This window comes from Candidatus Jidaibacter acanthamoeba (genome assembly GCF_000815465.1).
GTDB lineage: Bacteria > Pseudomonadota > Alphaproteobacteria > Rickettsiales > Midichloriaceae > Jidaibacter > Jidaibacter acanthamoebae.
The window spans coordinates 134,779-149,436 of sequence record NZ_JSWE01000096.1; the positions used below are offsets into that span (position 1 = coordinate 134,779).

Annotated in this window: 10 protein-coding genes; 4 read left to right on the forward strand and 6 right to left on the reverse strand. The window is 34.2% G+C overall.

What is annotated here, in order from left to right; translation table 11 throughout:
• Nucleotides 1-14: 14 nt before the first annotated feature.
• Together NF27_RS04840 and grpE are read right to left on the reverse strand one after the other, a co-directional pair.
• Nucleotides 15-602 (reverse strand): GNAT family N-acetyltransferase, encoded by a 588-nt coding sequence (locus NF27_RS04840; RefSeq protein WP_039456441.1) that lies wholly within the window; start codon nucleotides 600-602, stop codon nucleotides 15-17.
• A gap of 89 nt (nucleotides 603-691) precedes the next feature.
• Nucleotides 692-1,285: a nucleotide exchange factor GrpE gene (gene grpE / locus NF27_RS04845; protein WP_039456443.1), complete on the reverse strand. Its 594-nt coding sequence runs from the start codon at nucleotides 1,283-1,285 to the stop codon at nucleotides 692-694.
• Between the two features lie 165 nt (nucleotides 1,286-1,450).
• Between grpE and mdh the strand changes: the two genes are divergently transcribed.
• Both mdh and NF27_RS04855 read left to right on the forward strand, forming a co-directional pair.
• Nucleotides 1,451-2,407 (forward strand): malate dehydrogenase, encoded by a 957-nt coding sequence (mdh, locus tag NF27_RS04850; protein ID WP_039456445.1) that lies wholly within the window; start codon nucleotides 1,451-1,453, stop codon nucleotides 2,405-2,407.
• A 79-nt stretch (nucleotides 2,408-2,486) separates the two neighbouring features.
• Nucleotides 2,487-3,359: an alpha/beta hydrolase gene (locus NF27_RS04855; RefSeq protein WP_039456447.1), complete on the forward strand. Its 873-nt coding sequence runs from the start codon at nucleotides 2,487-2,489 to the stop codon at nucleotides 3,357-3,359.
• Nucleotides 3,360-3,369: 10 nt separating this feature from the next.
• On the opposite strand, the gene NF27_RS11150 is transcribed toward NF27_RS04855, so the two are convergent.
• On the reverse strand, nucleotides 3,370-5,142 hold the full coding sequence (locus tag NF27_RS11150) for an ankyrin repeat domain-containing protein (RefSeq protein ID WP_053332588.1): 1,773 nt from the start codon (nucleotides 5,140-5,142) through the stop codon (nucleotides 3,370-3,372).
• A gap of 137 nt (nucleotides 5,143-5,279) precedes the next feature.
• Nucleotides 5,280-6,650 carry a D-alanyl-D-alanine carboxypeptidase/D-alanyl-D-alanine endopeptidase gene (dacB, locus tag NF27_RS04865; RefSeq protein ID WP_039456449.1) on the reverse strand — a complete coding sequence of 457 codons (1,371 nt, stop codon included), beginning with the start codon at nucleotides 6,648-6,650 and terminating at the stop codon, nucleotides 5,280-5,282.
• Nucleotides 6,651-6,821: 171 nt separating this feature from the next.
• Between dacB and NF27_RS04870 the strand changes: the two genes are divergently transcribed.
• Nucleotides 6,822-8,699: a zeta toxin family protein gene (locus NF27_RS04870; protein WP_161791806.1), complete on the forward strand. Its 1,878-nt coding sequence runs from the start codon at nucleotides 6,822-6,824 to the stop codon at nucleotides 8,697-8,699.
• 75 nt (nucleotides 8,700-8,774) lie between these two features.
• Complete coding sequence (locus NF27_RS04875; RefSeq protein WP_039456453.1) at nucleotides 8,775-9,851, forward strand: LptF/LptG family permease; 1,077 nt, start codon at nucleotides 8,775-8,777, stop codon at nucleotides 9,849-9,851.
• A gap of 76 nt (nucleotides 9,852-9,927) precedes the next feature.
• On the opposite strand, the gene NF27_RS04880 is transcribed toward NF27_RS04875, so the two are convergent.
• Both NF27_RS04880 and clpB read right to left on the reverse strand, forming a co-directional pair.
• On the reverse strand, nucleotides 9,928-11,931 hold the full coding sequence (locus NF27_RS04880) for a hypothetical protein (protein ID WP_039456455.1): 2,004 nt from the start codon (nucleotides 11,929-11,931) through the stop codon (nucleotides 9,928-9,930).
• A gap of 81 nt (nucleotides 11,932-12,012) precedes the next feature.
• Nucleotides 12,013-14,586, reverse strand: coding sequence for an ATP-dependent chaperone ClpB (gene clpB / locus NF27_RS04885; protein ID WP_039456457.1), 2,574 nt, complete (start codon nucleotides 14,584-14,586; stop codon nucleotides 12,013-12,015).
• Nucleotides 14,587-14,658 lie beyond the last annotated feature (72 nt).

A 14,658-nucleotide genomic window follows, 5' to 3' on the forward strand; every position in this document is an offset into this window, starting at 1 on the left:
TTGAATAAATAAACTTAAGCTAAAAAGCCGGCGAAATCATTTGCAGTGATCGAGTAAATATATACATCAATCGGTTCGCCTCTTATAATTCTATACCCGCGCATAGTGCCTTCGCGTTTAAAGCCTACTTTTTCGAGTAAACGCTGCGAAGGAATGTTGCCGAGCATGGTGCGCGCTTCAATGCGATGAAGATTCATATTTTTAAAGCCGAATATAATAGCATTGGTTAATGCTTTAGTCATAATACCTCGGTTCCAATATTCCTTCATTAAATCATAGCTGATTTCAGCTCTACGATTACTGAAATTCCATGTATTGAAACCGATAGTACCTAAAAATTCATCGGTTGAAGTATCTGAAATTGTCCAAAATACACTTTGTTTTCTATAAAATAATCCCCCCCAAAATTTTATTTCCTGCTCTGTTTGTTCCAAGCTATTGGGAACATCTTCATCGGAAAGATACTTAATAACTTCAGGCTCTGACATCATTTTAAAATATCTTTCCTTATCCGAAAGCATCAAATCTCTGAGCTTAATTGTACCAAGCTCTATAACCGGAAATTTATTAAAAAAACGGTGGTAATTAAAAATGTCTGACAAAGCCTTTTCCCTTAGCAATTTAAAAAAAACATATATTTAAATTTAAATACAACTAAGTAAACTTTTATTCAAGTTACATTTTTATTAAACTAAGAGGACGATTTTGCTACCGCTACTAACGCCGGGCGAAGCAATCTGTCTTTAATAATGTATCCTGCTTGAATAACCTGAACAATTGTTCCTTCTGGCTTTTGAGCATCGGGAACCTGTACGATTGCCTGGTGAAAATTATGATCAAACTGTTGTTCCAACGGATAGATTCTTATGATACCATACTTTTCAAAAATACTGGCAAGAGAGTTTTTAGTTAATTCAACACCTTCTAATAATGCTTTAAGAGCCGGACTGGCTTCTATTTCATTTTGCGGAATATTGTCAATAGCTCTATGCATATTTTCCTGCACTTCAATTAGGTCTCTGGCAAAGTTGGAGATTGCATATTTATGATTATCTTCGAGCTCTTTTTCATGTCTTTTACGTAAATTCTGGTTTTCCGCCTTTTCTCTTAGGATTAATTCTTTTAAAGATTTAATTTCTTCTTCCAGTTTTTTACTAACTTCCATCAAGCTGTTTTCTAGCAGGTTTTCTTCTTGGTTTTCAGTTTGTTCTTGAGCTTGGATCTCGGTATTCTCAGGGGTTTTATTTAATTCACTGGTGTTATTTTCATCATGTATAATTGACATATTATTCCTAAGGTTTTATTAATTTTATGCAATGAATTTAGTGCGTATATTAAAAATTTTCAAGATCAAAGCTCTTAATATAATTGATTTATATTATACTTTTCTAGTATTATTAAATTAATGGGATTAATGGTAACTTAAAAATAAATTCGGAGGGTATTTAAAATGTCAAAAAGACATAAAATTGCGCTTATAGGGGGCGGTAATATCGGTGGGACACTAGCACATCTTGCTGCGCTTAGGAATCTCGGGGATGTAGTAATCCTTGATAAAACAGCAGATTTTGCTCGCGGCAAGGCGCTCGATCTTGAGCAAAGCACACCGGTGGAAGGTTATGATTGTTCTATAACCGGTACTTCGGATTATAAAGATATTGAAGGCGCGGATGTAGTAATAATTACCGCTGGTATTGCCAGAAAACCTGGCATGAGTAGGGATGATCTTTTAGGTATTAACAACAGTGTAATGAAGATGGCCGGAGAAGGCGTTAAGAAGTATTGCCCGAATGCCTTTGTTATTGTGGTGACTAACCCGCTCGATGTTATGGTTTATGCATTTCAAAAAGCAAGCGGATTGCCGCATAATAAAGTGGTAGGGATGGCAGGTGTTCTTGATTCCGCAAGATTCAGATTGTTTATTGCAAGAGAACTCGGTGTATCGGTTGAAGATGTCAGCGCATTCGTTTTAGGCGGGCACGGTGATAGCATGGTACCGCTCGTAAGATATACTACCATTGCAGGTATTCCTCTTCCGGATATTATTAAAATGGGCTGGATTTCTAAAGAGAAAGTTGACCAAATCGTTCAGCGTACCAGAGAAGGCGGTGCTGAGATCGTGAAGTTATTACAAACCGGATCTGCATTTTATGCGCCGGCTACTTCTGCAATTGAAATGGCGGAATCTTATTTAAGAGATAGGAAAAGAATACTGCCTTGTGCAGCTTATTTAAACGGAGAGTACGGCGTTAAAAGTTTATATGTCGGCGTGCCTGTCGTAATCGGTAGTAAAGGGGTAGAAAAAATTGTAGAAATCCAATTAGACGGTGAAGAAAAAGAGAAGTTTAACAGCTCGGTCGGTGCGGTAAAAAGTTTGGTCGATGCACTTGATGCTTTACCGAATTAAAGTAAGATGATTTTAATAATATAAAATCTTGTAAGCCGGCTTACTTAAATTTTAAGCCGGCTTTTTAAATATAAATAATATGATAAAAAAATTTATTAATAAAATCTTACGTAACTTATTTGACTCCAGGGGAGCGGTTATAGGCCCTAGAATGAAATCCGGAGTAGATATTAAAGAAGTACGTTTATCTAAAGGTTTTAAGTTAAAAATTTATAAGCCTACCGCAAATAAATCAGGTAAAGCTTTACCGGTATTTATATATTATCACGGCGGCGGATGGACTATAGGGAGCCTAAAAGCTTATGGCCCTATGCTTAAGTATTTATGCTATCATACGGGTTTTATAGTGGTGGGAGTCGAATATAGAAAAGCTCCTGAGCACAAATTCCCTCAAGCGGCTTATGACGCATTAGAGGGCTATAATTGGGTGATTGATAATATTGAAGCTATAAACGGCGATATTAGTAAGATAATGATCGGAGGGGATAGTGCAGGGGGTAACTTAACCTGTGTAGTTTTAAATTATTTGCAGGAAAAACAACAACCGCTCCCGATAAAGCAAGTGCTGATTTACCCGGTGCTTGATGTAAGTGAAGAGGGAATAAAGCGAGCACGGGAAAGTAAAAGATGGTGGGTAGGGAAGTTAGGCAGTAAGATATTAGATTACCAGTTAAGTCTATATACTAATACTTCTGAAGACCTAAAATCACCGCTTATGTGCCCTGATATTTCAGACTTAGACTTAAGCAATACAGAAACTCTCATAATCACTGCAGAGTTTGACCCGCTATTTATCGGAGCAGGAGATTATATTGATATTTTACAAAAAAACAGCTACTCAGTAGTTCACAAGCATTATCCCAATACTTTTCACGGCTTCGTTAATTTTGCAGGCGTTTCCCCTAAAGCTCAATCTGCTTTAATGGATGTAGTTGAGTTTTTACTAAAGTAAGTTATTATTTTTATAACTCTTTGTCTTTGCCTTTTTCTTTGTCTGCTTTTATTCTATCTACGAATTCCGAAGTTTTAACTCGTTTAGCAATCGGAAAAAACCTTTTAATATCCTGGCTGTGGTCTCTTGCGACTTCTTCAAGTTTTCTTCTTTCAATCCGTTCGTCCCGTTGTTTTGAGCTCGTAGAGGTAATTTCCTTAATTGTTTCATTAAGTTCCCGTATAGCATCAACAAAATATGGCTGGGGGGTTTTAAAAGCATTTAAAACGCTTGTAACATTATCACGATCTTGTTTATAAAAAATATTGGTTGTTAAAATTCTTTCTAGATTTTGAATCATTGGGTTTAAAGGTTCATTGCTTAGAATAATTTGATGCATAAAATTTTTAAGATTGTCTTCTTTCTCTAAATCGGTTGGAAATTTCCCTGGTTGTAGATATTGAGGTAGCTCCCTATAAGAGTTTAAAGATAATTCAAATTTTCGTCTGTTATCTAATGTTTCATTTTTTGCTAACTCACTATCAAACATTAATGGAGGGCAAGGAGTAGGGAAGTTTAGTGGATATCTACTGCAAAGCATCCCGGCAATGAACGGAGATATAAATTCATTAAGTTCTTTCATGTTTTGTTCAACTTCTTTTTTTACCTCATCAAACCAGGGTTTTAATTGATCTGCTACAGGTAAGCCTTTCATGTAATCTTCCCAACCAGAAGGGACACCTTTTAACTTAAAATGAGATTTTAATATTTGCAGGACTACTGGATTTATACTTCCTATGGTTTCCGCCTCTTGATTAAATCCCATGTAATCATGGTTAAATAAAGTTTCTGCAGTGGAGCTATAATTATAAATTGTTAATACTTTATCTTGTATAGTTTTTTTCTCTATCGGTGTATCCGGGAGATTTTTAAAAGTATTATAGGGAACGATAGCTCCATTTAACGCGAGTAATTCAAACAATTCATAGTTACCCTCTAAAAATGCTATATCTATAGGAGTTTTACCTTTATCATTTTCAATATCAATACCGATCCCATAATTCAGCAATATTTCAGCAAATTCTTTCCCGGCTAAATCTTTAGCGGCATAGTGTAAAGGGGTGCATCCCTCATCATCTGTGGCATTAACATTTGCATTGTTTTTTAATAATATCTTAACCATCTCATTTCTATCTATACCTTCTAAGGTATTAATAACTCTAAGAAGGCAGATATCAAGGTTGATGTCTTGATCAATATTATCCCCGTTGTGCAAAAAAAATTCTACTATTTCTTTCTTTCCGGGAAAACTGTCTTTTGTAATAAACCAACTAAGCGGAGACTCTCTGCCTTCGCCGGTAAATTGATAATTAAGATTTGCCCCGTTTTCAATCAGTAATTTGATCATTTCTACACTTTTTGCATTATAAAGCGGAGGGCGTGCATATTCCCCAATTAAATTCACGTCAGCACCATGTGAAATGAGTAACCGCGCTATCTCAATATGATTACTTATAACTGCATTAATAAGCATTGTATCTTGTAAATAATCTTTACTGACATAATTTAAGTCAATTTCTCCTCGATTATTATCAAGGCACAGCTGCACGATTTTCAAATGCCCTTTTTCCACAGCCTTTTCTATAAACAGCTTTAAATCTTCTTTAATTGCTGCAACGAGCTCATTTTCAGGAATACTACTGATAAACTCTTCTACTTGTTCAGGAGCTTCATTCTCGATTTTTTCCAATAAAATTAGTTTCAAATTACTTTTTATATTGAGGCTTGTATTTTTTTCAATCATAGTGATGCTCTTAATTTTTTATCTATATAATTAACGGATTATATATTTTCTCATTATGTTTAGGAAGTCCTTTGCCGAAAATTTATTACTAAAATTTTTTAAAATTGTTGCTAAATTGGATAAAAAACAAAAATATGTTAAGAAAGCCTATTATTAGATATAAGTTGCTCTATTAATTTCTCTTCAGCTGTTTTTAGGTCTTTATATTTCATCAATGTATTATTAATCATGACTACAAGGGCGTATCTCGATTTTCCTTGTTTATCGTTAATAAACCCGACTAAGCAGCTTGTGTTTTCCATATATCCCGTTTTGGCGATAAGTGAACCTCGGCTTATTATTAAACTATCGATAAAGCGAGTTTTAAGTGTGCCGTTGCTTGATGATGAGGGTAGTGCAGCAAGAAGGGTTTCTTTTATTTCTCGTGGTTCATAATGAATTTTCTCAAGTAATGAGATGAAAATATCTGCTGAAATAAGGTTCTTTCGGGAAAGGCCGGAACCATCCTTCAGCTGAATTTCAAGTTCTTCATTTTTAAGTTGGTGTGCAACAAAATCATAAAGTATTTTAGTGCCCGCCTTAAAACTACCGACTTTACATTTTTTAGTAGCAATCGTTTTAAGTAAAACTTCCCCGATCAGATTATTGGAATCCTGCAAAAATGTTTTAAGTATCTCATTAAGCGGACGTGATTTAAAGCTGAAAAGCACTTTTGAAGAAGAAGGTGTCTTATTAAACTTAATATCTTGAAAAGCTATATTGCCCCTATTTAAGTAAAACTTAATTAAGTTTTGAGCCCATAATTTAGGACTTTGAATAGCAATTTTTAATATATCGGGAGAAGAGCCTTTTAGTGAGCAACCGTGAAGCATATAAATATTACTGTCATTAGATGTGAGCTCTAATTCACATTGCGGGCTTTTCTCTGATATTAATTTAACATGATTAGCAATTTTAGGATAAGGGCTATATTCGGTTAATTGAAAAGCTGACCCTTTTTCTTTAAGTTTCAGGGTAAAAAAGTTTTGATCGATCACAATTGCAGAGACGGGTGCCGAGAATGCAAAATTCTTATCTTCTATATTCCACCCGTCTGCATAATATTTATCATCAAAGCGGCTATCATCTATTATTATATTTCCCTTAATTTTTGTAATCCCTTTTTCTTTTAGCTTTATGGAGAGGGAGGCAAGGTCTTTTTGCGAGAGATCAGGATTACCGTCGAAAGTGATATATAAGTTGCCATGTAAAGTTTTGTTTACCACTTTACCTTGAGTTGAAAATTTGGTTTCAAAGCGATAATTATTCCCTAGCTCTTTTAATGCAGCATACGCGGTAATTAATTTTTGCGTGCTTGCCGGGGTCATAAGCTTTCCGGAATTATGTTCGGCAATAACTTTTGAAGTTTTTAAATCAACAAGTTTGTATGAATAAAAGTTACTTTCTTCCGCATAAAGTATTTTACTCTGTAATACTAGAAAAATAAGTAATAGACTGATTTTATACATGAAATTTTTTGTAATTATTGGGTTAGTAAAAATAGTAAGTATAATTAATCTTTTTTCAACACAAGATTTTTATTGTTATTCTAAGCTTGATGTCAAATAGACTTCTTAATTTTAATGCGTTATGTAAATAAAAATTATACTATATTTAAACCAAGCAGAAAAACAGAAGACATGAAAAACTTTGATTGCTTAACTGAATTGGAACTTTTTTGCGCATTATCTACAGATGTAGATGAGATCAAAATCACTACACTTAACTACAAGGATTTATTCTTAAAATTAGAGGAAATCTATGAGAAATTATTTCCTTATACTTTTGATCTTTTAATAACCGGTTCACATCAAATAGTTGGTAAAGAAAAAGTATTATCCTTAGAAAACCTTTTAGAAAAACTGGAAAAAACTCTTTCTTTTATTCCTCTGCCGGCGCTAGCAAATTTTTACTATGAGTTCATGCACTTAAAGCCTTTTGAATACGGAAATAGTATAGTACTGAGGACATTTGTTTTTAAGCTCGCTAAATCTATCGATATGAGTCTTGATTTTAGAGTTCTAACCGATAGAGAAGCGAAAGAATTAATGACCAATAAAAGCTTAGGCTCAATAACTAAAATATTAGAAAAAGCAGCTAACCGCAAATATCCTACTAAAGAATTGAAAATTAGGCATCCATGGCCGAAATGGCCGGAGGCCTCGTTTAAAGTCAATGATAAAAATTTCCTATGTTTTGAAGGTAAGTATTTAGTTGCAATAGACGGTACTTTGTTTCCGATTAAAAATATTAAAGAAGCATTAGAGAATGATGATTGCATAGATTCTCTTAAATATAAAAAAAAGCTTTTTTCAATCTCGACAAAAAAAGCGATTGACGGTATTCCAATTGAGCCGAGCAAGGTGCCGCTCGTGAGCTTAAATCATGATATATTAACCGGGTTAAGTATTGATAAAGAGCTACCTATCTTAGTAAATGCGATTCGTAAAAATAATATTTCCATGCCGGAGCTTCCCGGAAAAATTAATGAAATTAGGAGCAAAGAAGATAACTTAGTAACCAATATTGCTGAAAAAGCTTCCGAGCGCCTGGTGCACACCGTAAAGCTTATAAAGCATATAGCTAAAAATGCATTTTTAAACAAGCAACCGACTGAAGAACATGACTTGTTTATAACCATGGGAGGAAGCGGTTCAGGCAAAGGTTTATTAAATGAGATAGCTTTGGAAGCCTCGGATAATAACCTTGTTGAAGCCTCACTTGATAAATCCAGGTATTTTAGCTTCATATATAAATTATTAATTGCTTGTCAGCATCATAATGATGATTATAAAATTATTGCGCAGTTTGCCTATGTGCTTAGAGACACAATCCTGAATTATGCGCTTGCGGAAGGGTATAATCTATTATTTGACGGATCAGGAATTCCATACAAAGGAAGATATGACCATCTGGTTGAAATTTTTAAAAATTCTGGTTATAGAACGCATATATTAGTTGCTGAAACTCCATTTTACCTCATCCATTCAAAAAATAAGGGAATAGATTCTTACCACAAAATAATTAATCGCTTCAGATATTCAAAAGACCATAGAGCCCTACCATGGCGAATTGCAATTCAAAAACACGCTGGTCAACCACAGTCACAGCTTAATGCTGCTTGTGACAAAAATGTTAAGTCTTTTTTAATTATTGATACTTTACCAAAAAAAGAAAAAACATATATTTTAGCTTTTACTAAAGATATTAATAAAGATGCTTTAACCCATTTTTTAGAATTTAAAAATCAGCCGGAAAAACTATTGGAGTATATAATACAAAAGCAGTTGCTTCCTAAGAAGCGGATAAATAATATTATACCCGAAATGCTTGATTTCTTAATATGCACGAAACTTTCCCGTGAATCATATAGGGTGCTGATAATAACAAATAAGCAACGCTTTATTGAATCCCTAAAAAAGTGCTTGCTAAATACTGAATCAAAGGGGAAAGAAGATATATTCTTTAATCCTTTTCCTTATTTAATCCCTGCAATTGATTTTGAGTATAAGTATTAGTTGCCTTTCACTTAACTATTACTTATAAAAGTTATATCTTGCTTTTAAAAACTACATATAACAAATTTTTTCCAAATGCATATCTATCATAAGTATTTATATAAAGCCGTATTTTTGCAGTTTATTGCCGTTCTAGCCACGCTTACTGGTATAGTTTGGATTACACAATCAATGAGGATTGTCGATCTCATAGTAAATAAAGGCATTAACTTTTTAGATTTTTTAAAAATTACTATGCTCTTAGTCCCATATCTGGTTTTTATTATTATTCCTGTGGCGTTGTTTTTTTCCGGTATTTCGGTAGCTTATAAATTTCTTTTAGATAAAGAGATGATAATATTAAAAAGCATAGGTCTAAGCGATTTTCAAATTGCCAAACCTTTTCTAAATTTAGCAATTCTTATAGTTGGTTTAAGTTACATAATTTCTTGTTATGTGCTTCCGTTAAGCTATGGAAAATTTAAAGATTTACAAGTATATTTCAGGAATAACTATGCTTCGATATTGCTTGAAGAGGGGGTGTTCAGTTCCCAGGTTAACAAGCTGACATTATATGTTGATAAGAAGATAGATGAGAAAACATACGGCGGAATTGTGGTCTATGATAATAGAGAAGTCAATAACCCTAAAGTAGTGTTTGCCAAAGAAGGGAAGATTTTTAAGACACAAAATAATTCTTGGTTTGAATTATATAACGGTAGCCATCAGGAAAAGAATATTTCCGGGGATGGGCTTTCAGTGTTGTATTTTGATAAATATTCCATCAACTTCAGCCTTTTTGAAGAGGATTATATCAGAACAATCGAACCGAATGAAAAATATATTACTGAATTGTTTGATATATCTCCCGATGAAGAAAGTAAGAGAAATAAATTAATCAGCCATGGCCACTTTAGACTTTCTTGGCCTCTGAATTCGTTAGCGTTAATGATGTTGGCAACCTCAATGTTAATTACCAATAGTTATCAAAGAAAAGAGGGAGTTTATAGAAATTTAGTGGTAGGTATTTTAGGCATCGGATTTATAATTTTATCTATTTTATTTAATAACTTTACTCTACATAATTTAAACTTTGCGGTACTTATGTACTTAGCGCCAATAGTACTGATGATATTTGCTTTAATACGCTTTAAGGGGGCTAATAACCTTTGAAAATATTTAAAAGAAAAGGTTGAGTTTGTAAATCTTCGGCCAGCCCCAACCTTTTTAAACATTATTATGTTTTTTATTACCTATATCTTTCATTTTTTTCTTCGTTATTGATTCTGTCAAGAAAATTAGGTGAGTCGGGAAGGCGGGGTATTATAGCCGCAGGGTTGTTTTCACCATAGGCAATTGTGCCGGTGCTTCCTGAAATTTCAGTCTCTTCTTCTAGAAGTAAAATTTCATCCTCATCATCAGAGATTAAATTAGGAAGATTAGGAGAGAAGATCTGCTCTTCTTCTGCAAACAACTCTTTTTCAAGGTCTAAAATTTCTTCTTCAAAGGTTTTATCAGTCTTTCTACGTTTATAATTTTGCTCTTCCTCTCTATCTTCTTCATTATCAGCTTCATATTCACGTTTATTATAGGAGCTATCATGTGCACTTTTCCCTGAAAAATTACTTTGGTTATCAGTTATACATATATTATGTAGAGAAGTTAAGGTTAGAGGGAAGGCTTGCGGCATACCTTCGGTAGATAAATTAACATCTTCAAGCTTTAAAAAGCTTAGTATATAAATTATAATTTCTACGGGTAAATCTTGAAGAGTCCCAAGTTTATTAAGGTAATATAATTCTCCTATAGTTTTAGGAGCTATACCATGAAGTGAAAAATAACCGTTTCCTTTTGCATAGTTTAAAACTCCTTCTTTTATTTTCAGGTATCTTTCGTATTCTTCAGGCAAACATAATCTGATTCTATTATTTAATGCTGAAAGAAATGATTTAATATTAGATAAATTAAACTTATTAAAATATTTAAAATTATTTTTTTCCACCGCTTCACAATGGGCTTCAAAAATAAGTTTATTATTATTTAAAGTAGTATTTATTTTCTCTAACATGTTATCAGAAATTTCGTTCCCCTTAAGCCACAAGTCAATAATATAAGCTTTCTTTTGAATTACTTCTAATAATTTTAATGCTCCCTCGTTATCAATTTTGTTATTGCATAAATCAATGCTTGTTATTCGTGAGTTATTTTCTAATATTTCTAATATATACGGAATACTATCGTTGTTCAGCTTCCACCAACTTAAATTTAATATTTCTAAAGAGTCATTATTTACTATTGAATCTGCTAGAAAGGGTAAAAGAAATTGTATAGATTTACCAGAATACCCTAAATAAAAGTACTTTAAAGAATGATTTTCTTTTAAAGATCGTACTATGTTTATTAAAGAACAAATAGATATTGTTCTTTCATTAATATATAGTTCAATAGCCTCCAAAAAAGAATTATGTTTTATAATTTTTATAATATTTACATATTCAAATAGCCATACATTTCTATAATTAACTCCACTTAATGATAAATTACGTAAAAATCTATTTTTTTGTAAAGCTTTGGAAGTTATTTCATAAAATGCTTTATTGTTTACATCAAGAAAAAGATCAAGCGAGCATATTTTACTAGAGCTTAAAATTTTTATAATATTCGAAGTTTCTCCATCTTCAATAGTCGCAAAATGTGTATCCTTTATAGATAAAGACAATTTAGGTAATATTTCCTCTTCTGATACTGCTTGCAAAAATTCATCGGAATATCTTATTTGATTACCGATTAAACAAAGTTTGCAATTACGATGATTTTTAAATGCATTTATTATATATATTGCCCCGCTGTCTGATATTGAATTTTGAGACATATTAAAAAAGTGTATATTATTTTTACTACTTAAGACATTAGCTATATAAACAGCCTCCTTATCGATAAGTCTACACTGCAACCATGAGATCTGCTTTAGTTTAGGAATGGTTGCCATAGCTTCAGCTAACACTTTTATTCCAAAGCTGTCATCAGCTCTATCTAAAGCCAGACTAGTTAAGAATATTGATTCCAAAGATATCGAATCGGTTATAGCTTCTGATAATAAAATCATCTTTGCGAAATCCAGCTCAATACCATATAGGTCAATTTCCTTGCAATCTTTCAGCAAGTTTTTAAATAGATTTAATTGTTCGCCAGGATTTATTTCTTCAGATAACGTTATAAATTTTGACCAATCTACGTTGGTGAAGGTTTTCATAATTATATCATGCCATTAGTTTATGAAGCATAATATCATTATTCGGTTACAAAATTATTATAAAATAGAAAAAATAAAATTTTACCAAATAAATTTCAACCCTTCCTTATCTCCAAGAACTTTAATATTGCTATTTTCCTTAACTTCTCCGGTAAGTAATTTTTCCGCAAGCGGATTTTGGATATAATGCTGAATTACTCTCTTTAAAGGCCTTGCTCCGAACACTGGGTCATAGCCCTTATCAGCCAGCCAATCTTTAGCCGTATCATCAACTTCGAGAGTAATTTTTTTCTCTTTTAGTAAGGCTACTAAGCGCTTAAGCTGGATATCAACAATTTTATACATATGTTTGCGTGCCAGGCGGCTAAATAGAATGATTTCATCAAGCCGATTTAAAAACTCGGGCTTAAAAGCACCTCTTACTACTTCCATTACTTGGTTTCTGGCTTGCTCAACTTCTGTACCTTCTGGAAGGGCAGCAATATATTCGGAACCTAAGTTAGAGGTAAGGATAATTACCGTATTTCTAAAATCAACCGTCCTGCCTTGGCCGTCGGTTAACCTCCCTTCATCCAATACTTGGAGCAATATATTAAACACGTCCGGATGTGCTTTCTCGATTTCATCGAAAAGAACCACCTGATAGGGTCTTCTCCTCACTGCTTCGGTTAACACTCCGCCTTCTTCATAGCCGACATATCCCGGAGGGGCTCCGATTAACCTTGCCACACTATGTTTTTCCATAAATTCAGACATATCAATTCTTACCATTGCTTTCTTATCATCAAATAAGAATTGACATAAGGCTTTGGTAAGTTCGGTTTTACCGACTCCGGTAGGCCCTAAGAATAAGAAGGAGCCGATTGGTTTTTCATAATCGGCAAGGCCGGCACGTGATCTTCTCACTGCGCTTGCTATTGCTTTAACCGCGTTATCCTGACCGACCACATATTCCTTAATATGCTCTTCCATGTGTAAAAGTTTCTCTTTCTCTCCTTCAAGCATTTTATCTATCGGTATTCCCGTCCATCTGGAAACTATGGAGGCAATATCATTTTCAGTAATAGTTTCTTTTAGCATTTGCGTATCTTTTGAACTTTCGGCTTCCTGTACTTTTTTCTCCAGCTCAGGAATTATTCCGTATCTGATTTCTCCGGCTCTTTCGTAATTCCCGGATCTTTGAGCTGTTTCAAGTTCAATTTTAGCAGCATCAAGTTTTTCTTTATTCTTCTTAAGCTCGTTGATCTTGAGTTTCTCCGCTTGCCACTTACTGTTCAAATCAAAAGCTTTGGCTTCAACTTCTGCCAGATCTTTCTTCAACTTTTCAAGCCTGGTTTGTGAAGCGGGATCTTGTTCTTTTTCTAATGCTGAAATTTCTATTTTAAGCTGAATTATTTTGCGATCAAGTTCATCTAAAGCTTCCGGCTTACTATCAACTTGCATGCGAAGCCTGCTGGCCGCCTCATCAATCAGGTCAATCGCCTTATCAGGCAAAAATCTCTCAGTGATATAGCGATTAGAAAGAGTGGCAGCTGCAACAATTGCGCTATCACTAATTCTTATCCCGTGATGCATTTCATATTTTTCCTTTAGACCGCGTAAAATTGAAACGGTATCCTCGACTGTCGGCTCAGGTATGAACACCGGTTGGAAGCGCCTTGCAAGGGCTGCATCTTTTTCAATATGTTTTCTGTACTCATCAAGCGTAGTTGCGCCGATACAGTGAAGTTCTCCTCTGGCAAGGGCGGGTTTAAGCAGGTTGGAAGCGTCCATCGCTCCTTCGGCGGCTCCGGCACCCACAAGTGTGTGAAGTTCATCTATAAACAGAATAATTTCTCCTTCTGCTGCAGAAACTTCATTTAAGACGGCTTTTAGCCTTTCTTCAAATTCTCCTCTAAATTTTGCACCCGCAATTAATGCGCCTAAATCTAAAGAAAAAAGCTTTTGATTATGCAGGTTCTCAGGCACGTCACCTGCAACCATTCTTTGAGCTAACCCTTCTATGATTGCGGTTTTCCCGACTCCCGGTTCACCGATGAGCACGGGGTTATTTTTAGTCCTACGGGAGAGCACCTGCATTGTTCTTCGGATTTCTTCATCTCTTCCGATGACCGGATCAAGTTTACCTATTTCGGCAAGCTTAGTGATATCTTTGGCATATTTCTTTAACGCCTCAAAAGTAGCTTCTGCATTTGCTGAATTTGCCGTTCTGCCTTTACGCATTTTTTCAATGGCGCTACTAATCTTATTTTCGGTAATTCCGGCGCTTTTTAGAATATTAAAGCTTTCAGTATCTTTTACTTTAGCTAAGGCTTGCAGAATTCTTTCTACAGTAACAAAGCTATCATTAAATTTGTTAGCTAGGGTATTTGCTTCTTCCAATATTTTAGCCGTTTCAGGCGAGAGAAAAAGTTGACCGGCACCTGAACCGGAAATTTTCGGTAGTTTATCCAAGCATGCTTTAACTTCAGCTTCTATTAACTTAGGATTTGCATCGCAGGCGGTAAGTAGGCTTGCAATAAAATCATCATCTTCTTTTAACAATGCATACATAATATGCTCAGGCATAAATTTTTGATGATTGCTTGCAACGGCACCGGTTTGCGCGTGTTGTATTACTTCTCTGGCTCTTTCGGTAAATTTCTCAAAATTCATCTTATTACCTTTTAATTTCTCTGTTGAATAAATATGTAGTAAGGATATTTACTTTTTTAAAGAGTAGTTAAT

What these genes read in the sequence shown, in the direction of transcription:
- grpE (WP_039456443.1), bottom strand. Translation starts at nt 1,285, where the DNA reads ATGTCAATTATACATGATGAAAATAACACCAGTGAATTAAATAAAACC.
- mdh (WP_039456445.1), top strand. Translation starts at nt 1,451, where the DNA reads ATGTCAAAAAGACATAAAATTGCGCTTATAGGGGGCGGTAATATCGGT.
- NF27_RS04855 (WP_039456447.1), top strand. Translation starts at nt 2,487, where the DNA reads ATGATAAAAAAATTTATTAATAAAATCTTACGTAACTTATTTGACTCC.
- NF27_RS11150 (WP_053332588.1), bottom strand. Translation starts at nt 5,142, where the DNA reads ATGATTGAAAAAAATACAAGCCTCAATATAAAAAGTAATTTGAAACTA.
- dacB (WP_039456449.1), bottom strand. Translation starts at nt 6,650, where the DNA reads ATGTATAAAATCAGTCTATTACTTATTTTTCTAGTATTACAGAGTAAA.
- NF27_RS04870 (WP_161791806.1), top strand. Translation starts at nt 6,822, where the DNA reads ATGAAAAACTTTGATTGCTTAACTGAATTGGAACTTTTTTGCGCATTA.
- NF27_RS04875 (WP_039456453.1), top strand. Translation starts at nt 8,775, where the DNA reads ATGCATATCTATCATAAGTATTTATATAAAGCCGTATTTTTGCAGTTT.
- NF27_RS04880 (WP_039456455.1), bottom strand. Translation starts at nt 11,931, where the DNA reads ATGAAAACCTTCACCAACGTAGATTGGTCAAAATTTATAACGTTATCT.
- clpB (WP_039456457.1), bottom strand. Translation starts at nt 14,586, where the DNA reads ATGAATTTTGAGAAATTTACCGAAAGAGCCAGAGAAGTAATACAACAC.